This is a genomic window from Mesorhizobium sp. WSM4837 (assembly GCF_055811435.1).
In genome coordinates, this window is sequence record NZ_JBVVQE010000086.1 from 18,561 (window position 1) to 27,171 (window position 8,611).

At 62.7% G+C, this 8,611-nt stretch carries 7 protein-coding genes; 2 read left to right on the top strand and 5 right to left on the bottom strand.

Annotation, left to right across the window (positions count from 1 at the left end):
- Positions 1–11: 11 nt before the first annotated feature.
- From AC0L3D_RS32005 to AC0L3D_RS32025, 5 genes are read right to left on the bottom strand one after another with little or no spacing between them, the layout of a single operon-like run.
- On the bottom strand, positions 12–857 hold the full coding sequence (locus tag AC0L3D_RS32005) for a sugar phosphate isomerase/epimerase family protein (protein ID WP_287172681.1): 846 nt from the start codon (positions 855–857) through the stop codon (positions 12–14).
- Complete coding sequence (locus AC0L3D_RS32010) at positions 854–2,197, bottom strand: DUF6005 family protein (RefSeq protein WP_473626528.1); 1,344 nt, start codon at positions 2,195–2,197, stop codon at positions 854–856. Before AC0L3D_RS32010 ends, AC0L3D_RS32005 begins: the two co-directional genes overlap by 4 nt.
- Complete coding sequence (locus AC0L3D_RS32015; protein WP_473626530.1) at positions 2,197–3,468, bottom strand: AMP-binding protein; 1,272 nt, start codon at positions 3,466–3,468, stop codon at positions 2,197–2,199. The genes AC0L3D_RS32010 and AC0L3D_RS32015 overlap by 1 nt, the downstream gene beginning before the upstream one ends.
- Before the next feature lie 12 nt (positions 3,469–3,480).
- Positions 3,481–5,190 (bottom strand): IucA/IucC family protein, encoded by a 1,710-nt coding sequence (locus tag AC0L3D_RS32020; protein WP_473626531.1) that lies wholly within the window; start codon positions 5,188–5,190, stop codon positions 3,481–3,483.
- Positions 5,174–6,532, bottom strand: a complete 1,359-nt coding sequence (locus AC0L3D_RS32025) for an IucA/IucC family protein (RefSeq protein ID WP_473647042.1) — start codon at positions 6,530–6,532, stop codon at positions 5,174–5,176. The genes AC0L3D_RS32020 and AC0L3D_RS32025 overlap by 17 nt, the downstream gene beginning before the upstream one ends.
- On the opposite strand from AC0L3D_RS32025, the gene AC0L3D_RS32030 reads away from it, so the two are divergent.
- Positions 6,482–7,009, top strand: a complete 528-nt coding sequence (locus AC0L3D_RS32030; RefSeq protein ID WP_473647044.1) for a hypothetical protein — start codon at positions 6,482–6,484, stop codon at positions 7,007–7,009. The genes AC0L3D_RS32025 and AC0L3D_RS32030 overlap by 51 nt on opposite strands.
- 425 nt (positions 7,010–7,434) lie before the next feature.
- Positions 7,435–8,466 carry a substrate-binding domain-containing protein gene (locus AC0L3D_RS32035; RefSeq protein WP_027156384.1) on the top strand — a complete coding sequence of 344 codons (1,032 nt, stop codon included), beginning with the start codon at positions 7,435–7,437 and terminating at the stop codon, positions 8,464–8,466.
- The last annotated feature ends 145 nt before the right edge of the window (positions 8,467–8,611 follow it).

Genomic DNA, 8,611 nt, shown 5'->3' on the forward strand with positions numbered 1-8,611 from the left:
GCTGTCGATGCTCAAGCGACGCCGGCGCGAACCGGTGCTTCGCGGTCCGCCCGTAGCAGGCGCATGTTGCGGGCGTCGTTGGCGAGTATGTTGAAGCAGTCGCCGCCGAACCATTCCAGCGAGGCATCCACCTCCTCGCGCTCGAACAATTCGTCGAGGAATTGCAGATAGTCGACCGCGCCGTCGAAAAGCGCGGTCATGCCCGTCCGCTTTCCGGCCGCGGCATAGACGTTTGCCGGCTCGAAGACGGCGAGGTCGGCACGCGAGCGGACATTTTTCAGATGATAGTGCCGGATATGCGGCAACAGGGCGCGATGCGCGGCGACCGGATCGGCGCCGCCTTCCCAGACGTGCAAGGTGTCGAAATTGATGCCCAGCGCCGGATGGTCGACCTCCTCGAGCAGGCGCTGCGTCGACGACAGCGTATCGGCAAGGGTTCCCGGATGTGTCTCCACCAGTAGCTGGCAGCCCTGGTCCTGCGCCATCATGCAGGCGTCCTTGAGCCGCGCCGACAGTCGCCAGCGCGCTTCGGGCGAGGTGTCCCGGCTTGCCGACTTGCCGGCGAACGTGCGCACCTTGCGGGCGCCCCAGCGGCCGGCCAGGCGGCAGAGGTTCGACGTGGCGTGACGCAGCGACGCCAGATCCTCATCGAGAGGCAGATAGTCGCTGAGCATCGGCACCGAAAGGCCGAACGCCGCCATCCAGTCAGCGTTGCGCTCGGTTATATGCTGCATGTTGCGCGCGTGTGCGCCCCAGAGCTCGATGCCTTGGAAATCGTTCGCCGCCGCCCATCGCGCGATGTCCTCCAGCGACAGCAGGTGATGGCGGAAGGTGATCGTGCAGAGCGACAGCCTCATGCGACGGCGTCTTCGACATCGTGGCGCGGCGCGTGCAGGAGGCCGCGCGTGTCGCACCACGCCCGATAGATTTGGGCAAGGCGGCGCTTCAGCGAGCGCTCCATCGCGTCGAGCATGTCGAGTTTTTCGAACACCCGCGACGCCAGGGCTTCGTCGCCTGTCTGGCTGATTTTCATGATGGCGTAGTGAAGCGCTTTGAATTCCTGGATCAGAGATTCGATGTCGTCGCAGATCGTGTCGAACCCGGCGTTGGAAAGCTGCAGCGATCGCCAGAAAAAGGCGAAGCCATGCTCCAGCGCGTATTTGCGGATCGATATGACCGGCAGCTCGCGCAGCGCCATCGACAACTCGGCCAGTTTCAGGCCGTCGCGGCCTTCCAAGTGCGCCCGAACGACTTCGCGCGTGGCGCGCGTCAGCAGATTGTCGTCTTCATGGAAACAGGCAAGGAAATAGTCGCGCAGATCGACGGCGGACGGTTTCCTGATGTCGGCAGCGTCGAAGATGAAGCCGCCGGCAACCGTCGGCTGCATGATCGCATTGATGACTTTCTGCTTCTCGATCCCGCCTTCCCAGCGGAAATCGGGGTCTAGGACCATCCACACCGCCGGATCCTCGGTGTGTTCCAACATCAGATAGTGCGGGAACGGGTTCTGGTTGAACTTATTCTCGCGCTCCGGCAGGTGGAAGAGATCGAGCATGACCATCAGGTACTCGCTCTGCTTCTTGCGATCCAGAAGCTCCAGCATCGTCGCCAGGTTCTCTACCTTGGCTGCGTCCGGCCGATACCATTGGCGGACCTTGGCGCCGTACAGGCGCTCGAACCAATCGCGGAAGAAGTCGTGGTTGATTTCAGGCGCGTGATACGCCAGCCGCCAGCTTTTATCGACGGCGAAACCAGCATCCCAGACGCCGAAGAAGAAAGGTCGATGATCAAGCTGCCTTTGCTTCACCGCGTGGCAGACATTGCTGACGAAGCAATGCACCTTGATGTCGACGAAGTCCTCGCCATGCACGCCGATCCGCTCAACCGCCTCTCTTTCGGCGCGAGCGAGAACAAGTTCCTTTGCCGGCCTAACAAGTGTTCCATTCGGTTCCGAGACGTTGACGAACAGCCGCGCCAGATCGTCCACCGTGTCCATATCCTGACGGCTGATCACCTCCTCGGGAAGCGCGACACCGTGGTCGAGTTCAAGCGCCAGCATGATCTCGAGAATGAGCACGGAATCGAGATACAGATCCTCGTTCAGCCTGGCTTGCGGCGCGAAACTATCCATGTGCTGGTTGTCGAGCTTGTCGCGCAGGATCGTTCCGATCGCGTCGAGTATTTGATCGTAGGTCATCAGGCTGCCTCCGTCCGTACCGGCGCGAATTCGCCCGTGCCGTAGCGCACAGCCACGTCGCGCCGGCTGATCTTGCCGTTCGCCTGGCGCGGGATCCGCTCCACGTGGACGATCTCGGTTGGCATCTGGTGTGCTGCAAGCCGCTCGGCGCACCATTGCCGAAGCTGCGACCGGTCGACCGCATGTTCGGCGCTGAACAGAAGCGCGACGCGCTCGCCCGCGAACGCATCCTGCTTGCGGAACACGACGGCGTCGCCAATGCCGCCGAATGTCATGACCACGTCCTCGACTTCCTTCGGATAGACGTTGAGGCCCGAGACGTTGATCAGGTCGTCGAGACGCGACAGGAAGACCAGCATGCCGTCGTCGCGGCGGTAGCCGAGGTCGCGCGTCTCGACGACCACGCCTTTGCGCTCGACGGCAATTTCCTTCGGGTCATTGGAAGTGCCGGCGTCTCGCAACGCGAAGCGCGGCAGCACATAGCCGACTTCATTAGCCGCCTGCACATCCGGGTTGATCGCTATGCAGCCGGCTTCCGAGCAGCCGTACTGCTGGAACATGTGCCTGGACTTGGCCCTGATCTGCCCGAACCAGGGGTCGGGCAAGAGGGTGCCGGATGTCATCGTTGCGTGGATCTGCTCGCCGGCCGGCAATAGCCTGGCGAGCGTGTGAAGGATGGCCGGCGACGAGATCAGATAGGGGCGCTCCGTTTCGCGCAGCTTGCGCAGCAGGAATTTGGGGTTCCCGGTGTCCAGTATTGCGGGCGACTGGCCGCGCTTCAGCGCCACCATTACGCCGCAGATCAAGCCATATGAATGGGTGGTTGGGCCGGCGATCAACGGGGTCATGTCCTGTGGCTCGACAAACGCCGAGGTGTAGCTGTCGACCTCGTCGTCTATGTCGCTCCAGGCGCGCGCGATGCATTTCGGCTCGCCGGTCGTGCCAGAACTCATCTGCAGCAGCTGTCCAGCTTCGCTGGCGCGCTCCTCGCAGATCGGCTCGCCATCCAGCCGGTTGTAGAAAAGCCAGTTGCACTTCGCCGTCTCCGCCTGCCGGCGCGCCGCGGCATATGGCGTCGAGGGATGCAGCGGCAGCACGCTGGCGCCGGCCGCGCGCGCGGCAAAGAAGAACGCCAGCCAATCCTGCGCCTCGGAGAAACAGACCGCAAAACGGTCGCCTGCGCGCTTGTCGAGTTGCACCGCGGCCGCAATGCGATCCGCCGCGTCGCGGAAATAGGTTCGATCAAAGACCGTGTCGTTGATGGTGATCATTTTTCTGTCTCCTTACGCGACTGCAAGGCTGTTTGGGATTTCGTGAGCGCATTCGGTGCCCGGTGGCGCGAGCTTGCGTCGCAGCAGCGATTCCGTGCGGATGCGTGGCTGGAAAAGGCCAAGCGCGGCCTGGCGGTGTGTCAGTCCGAACTGCCGGCAATGGTCCTGCAACTGCCTGCCGACGCCTGACCAGAAGCTGTCTTCGTCGAGACCGTAAAAATGCCGCAGCAGATGCGAGATCTCGGCGAGGTTGTAGACGAACAGCGCGTCCAGGCAGAGCTCGCCGAGCAAATCGGCGCTCTCCATCCAGTAGTACTGGTTGGGCGCGGCGTCACGATAGGCGGGGTTCAAGGCGAGGAAGTCGGGAACAATGGAGGGATCGCGCAGGAAGCCCGGCGCATATTCGACGCTGTCGTGGAAGTCGCGCATCGCCAGCCTCACTGGCCAGCCATCGCGATGGATCAGGATCAGGTTCTGGCCATGCGCTTCCGTCGCGATGCCATGGCCGACGAGCAGGTGAAACACCGGCATCACCACCGTAGCCACAAGCTTGTCGAGCCAGGCGTCCAGCCCGTACTCATCGATCCAGTCCGCGACGAACGGCCGGCCGTCACTCTCCAAGGCCATCAGCGCGTTGAGCGGCACCGCGGTTTCGCCGGGCTGAAGGCTGCTGGTAACGTCCTCCCGCCAGATCGCGGCGATCTGTCCTGCCAGCGGTCCTTCCCGATCTGCGATCGTGCCGGCATATTCGGCGAGGATCGTGAGCGGATAGCGCGCCTCGAACAGCGTATCGCTGGCGACAATGTCCTTGAGCCAGCGGCTGATCGACGGCGCGCTGCACACCGAATGCGGCTCGATGATGCGCCTGGCCGACGAGTTGACGAGATTCATCGGCAGTTTGAGATTGGCGCGTCGCGGGTGATCGCGATTGAACAGCGTCCGCACGGATTGGCTGGCGCTATAGCGATCGCCGGCATGGCCGAGGAAACCGGCGGAGCCCTCCGCCAGCCAGCGCCACAGCTCCGAGCCCTGTAACGCTTTCCATTGCCAGGGATGCAGCGGCATCAGGCCGAACCGCCTTGCATTGTCGCCGAGCCGGGCACGGCGCTCGTCCAGCAGCGCGTAGGTTTCGGTGCCGAGTTCGTGCATCCAGAAAGCCTGCTCGTCCGTGGGAAACGCCGAGTGCAGACGTTCGGGCGCGACCGCCAGCCAGGCCAGTTGGAAGGCGTTGCCTGCTTCCGGGCCGTACGCCGCGTGGTCGGCGTAGTCGAAGCCGGTGCGCGCCTTGAAACACGGATGATAGGGATGACCCTCATCGATCGCGCTGTCGAGTTGCGCAAATGGCAGATCGCGGCGCGGTCTGGGCCGGAGATTGAGCTGGTTCCAGGCGCTGAAATCGAGCGTCAGATCCAGTTCGGACGTGAGTTGCGCGCGCCGTTCGGGGCAGGTGTCTATGCACGCAAGCAGATCGCCGAGCGTCGCCGGGCGCCATTGGTCGGCGCAGCCCCGCTCGATCGTCTCGGCGACAACCCTGACCCGGCCGAAGGCGCCGATCGATCCCTCGCAGCGTATCGAGGCGCCGCCGCAGCGCCATTCGAAGCGGGCTTTCCCGCCGTCTCGCGACACCGCGCAATCGACCAGGCCCTCATAGACCAGGGCTTCCGCGAGCTGGCGCATCACACGCAGCTCGGGGATGCCGTGGAGATCAAGAGGCAATGGCATGTGCCTGCTCCGCGGCGACAAATAGCCCGACACGGCTGAGTGGATTGGGAAAATGCGTGTAGACGGCGCTGCCGCCCTCGGCCAGCTCATCGACATCCTGCAGCCGGATCGCCAGGTTGGCCTTTGCGGTGATGTGCGGCTTGTCCAGCAGGCTGGTCGCGAATTCCCCGCCTGCGCCAGTAAGCTCTTGCGCCAGCTTCTTGAGCCGCGCACGCAGCATGGCGAGCAGTTCGGCCTCGCTTGCCAGGCCGTCATGCCCGGCGCGAGCGACGACCGAGAAGATCTGATTGACGATGAGGTAGTAGGAGAGCCGCTCGCGAATCTCACGGTCGTCGAAGAAAAGACTGCGGATCTGGACAATGTCGGGCATCAGGCCATACCACCGGGCTCTGAAACTGTTCGAGAGGTAGAACCCCTGGCTGTCGCGATAGAGGTATCGGCTGGGCAGCCCCTGCTGCGACAGGTCAAGCAAGCTGTTTTGCTGATGCGCTTCCAGCGCGACGCCGAACCGATCGTAGAGTTTGACCAGCGGATCGAGCGCACAGTCGAGATAGCATTCGAACCAGCGACGGCACGCCTGCCGCACCGAGATATCATGATCCTGCGCGACGCGCCGGACGACGGTTTCGAACAATGAGCTGTGCCCGGGACGTGGTTCGGCCGTCAGTGCCGAAACGGTGATCACCGGGTCGCCGGCGCGGCCCCGGAACGGGTTTTCGCGGAAGATGACTTCGAAACCGCTCTCGGCCTGTCCGGAAAAATCCAGCGTCAGGTATGCGCTGTCGTGGAGAAAGCCGAGGCGCGGCTCGAACATGTCGATCCCGGCGCGTTCGAACAGGCGCGCCACCGCAACGCCTGCCTCCAATTCGTGCCGCCTGTTGACGCGCTTGGAGTTGGTGATGCGGACGGGCAGCGAGAATTTCGGCATCCAGGCGGCATCATCGCTGTAAACCGTGCGCACCGAAGAAGTCGCCGTGAACACCGGCCCTGCCGGGCCGAGATAGCGGATCTGCCCTGAATCCATGAGCGCGCGCACCGCCGGGTCGAGCATCAACGCTTGCGCCTGAAGCGGATGCATGGGCAGGAGCATCTCGCCGTTACCTGCGGCGACCTTGCCGGCGTCATTCCCCAGCAGTGAGCTGACGATCGCGGTCACCGCGATGCCGGCGGAATCCTCGCGGGCGAGGTCGGCAGCGGCGGCGAAATAGGCCAGCTGGAAACCGCCGCGCAATTCGGGGGCATAGACATCCTGCTGCCAGTTCGACATGCCCTGCAGGCTCTTGGGCGTCGGATGCAGCGGATGTCCAAAATACAGGGATTGTTCCGCGGCTATAAAGCCGATCGGTGGCGGCGCCCGATCGGCGGCGTCGAGGTAACGCTTCGTCGCCTGACAGCTCTGAAGAACCCGTTCGAGGAGCTCCACATCGGCTTGTCGGTGCGTGGCCGATCCGGCTTCTCTGGCTCCCAGCACAAGCAGATGCACGGCCAGGATCGGTTCTATCTCGTGCCAGTTCGGACCTGCATCCTGACGAATCCAGATCTGTCCAAACAGGTGCATTCCGCAAAGCGATCGGGATTTCATTTCGATGCGCAGCACGGCATGCCGCGACGGCAGGGAAATCTCCACGCAATCGAAGTTCCGTTCTCCGATGCGGTGGAACACCGGAATCCCGGAATTCAGCTCACGCAAATAGCTGTTTGCGAAGGCTCGAAAAATTGCCTGTTCTGCTGCAATCTGATTCTTGTCGATCATTCGTTGCGGACGCCATGTCGCACAGACGCCGGGCAGGCGCTCTGTGCTGAGTTTCAAAGGTTTTGATGGCGCCGCGCGTGAAGGGCCAGCCTTGCTGCGGCCGCGGCTAAACTAAACTACGATTGTCATGTTATCCTAGTCAGCTGCGCGGATCAACCTCCGAAGGCGGTCATCTGGGCAATGCCGGCAATGGATGCTCTACGCCCGTTCGAGCAGGCACTGCCGCAAGGAACTGGTCGCACATATCCTTTGCGCCGCAGCGAAGGGCGGCTTTGGAGAAGCGGCGGGAAGATCGGCAATGGGCGCGAAGCTGCCGGTTTTGATGAGGCTGTGAAATATATTTCTACATGTGAATTTTATTGACACTCGTGCCAACTGCTGCGAATGATCAACTGCTGGGCCTCGGGAGGAGGTTCGGCCTCATCAACCACAAGCGGCGGCACGCAAGTGTCCGACCGCCCATTGACCAGGCTTCGGCCGAGGGAGGACTCTTGCGCAAATTTTTGAGCATGCTCGCCATTTCGGCAGCCGCCACCACAGTGTTGGGGGCAAGCCACGCCGCTGCCCAGGCCGCTAACCCGTTCAAATGCGAACCGGGTGAAAAATACGTCATGAACGTCATGGTTTCCGGCGTCGAATATTGGTTCCCGGTCTACGAGATGTTCAAGCAGGCTGGAAAACAGTTCGGCTGCGAGACCGAATATACCGGGACCCCCGAATACGACGTGAACAAGCAAATAGCGACGTTCGACCAGGCGCTGGCTCAGAAGCCGGCTGGCATCCTGGTCCATCCGATGAACTCCGATCCCTTCATCGAGCCAATCAATCGGGCCATTGAGCAGGGAACGGCAGTGGTCACATTCGCCGCAGACTCGCCCAACTCCAAACGCGTATCCTACATCACCTCCGACAACGTCGCCGAAGGCACCTATGCCGCCGATGCAGTCGCCAAGGCGATGGACGGCAAGGGCGAATACGCGGTCCTCGAAAACCCCGGACAGGACAATCACGACAAGCGCATTGCCGCCTTCATCGCCCGCATGGAAGCCAAATGGCCGGATATGAAGCTCGTCGGCCGCGCTGCGTCGAACCAGGATGCGACGAAGGCCTACCAGGCCGTGCTCAGCCTTGCTCAGGCGCATCCCGATCTGGGCGCGGTGTTCATGCCGGAAGCCAACTCGGCAATCGGCGCAGCTCAGGCCGCCAAGGAAGGCGGCGGCAAGATCCGGGTCATGCTGGCCGACGTCAACGCCAAGATCCTCGACATGATCAAGGCCGGCGAAATCTTTGGCTCAGTCAACCCGAACCAGGGCATGCAGGGCTATATGGGATTCATGCTGCTGTGGCTGGCCAAGCATCCTGAACTGATCGATCCGATGAACGACGCCCGGCGGTCGGGCTTCAACGGCATGAGCGTGCCCTTCGTCGACAACGGCTTTTCCATCGTCACCGCGGAAAATGCCGATGATTTCTATTGGGACGCCTACCTCAAGCGGCGCGGCACCAAGGGCATCGAGGAATAAGGCCCGCCGCTCTCGGAGCTCCTTCGGAATGCTCGACCGGGCGGGGGGGGGGGGGGGGCGGGCGCGCCGCCCCCCCCCCCCCCCAAAAAAAAAAAAAAGAGAGGAGGGGGGGTGGGCGGGGCCGGCCGACGGGAGGCAGACGACG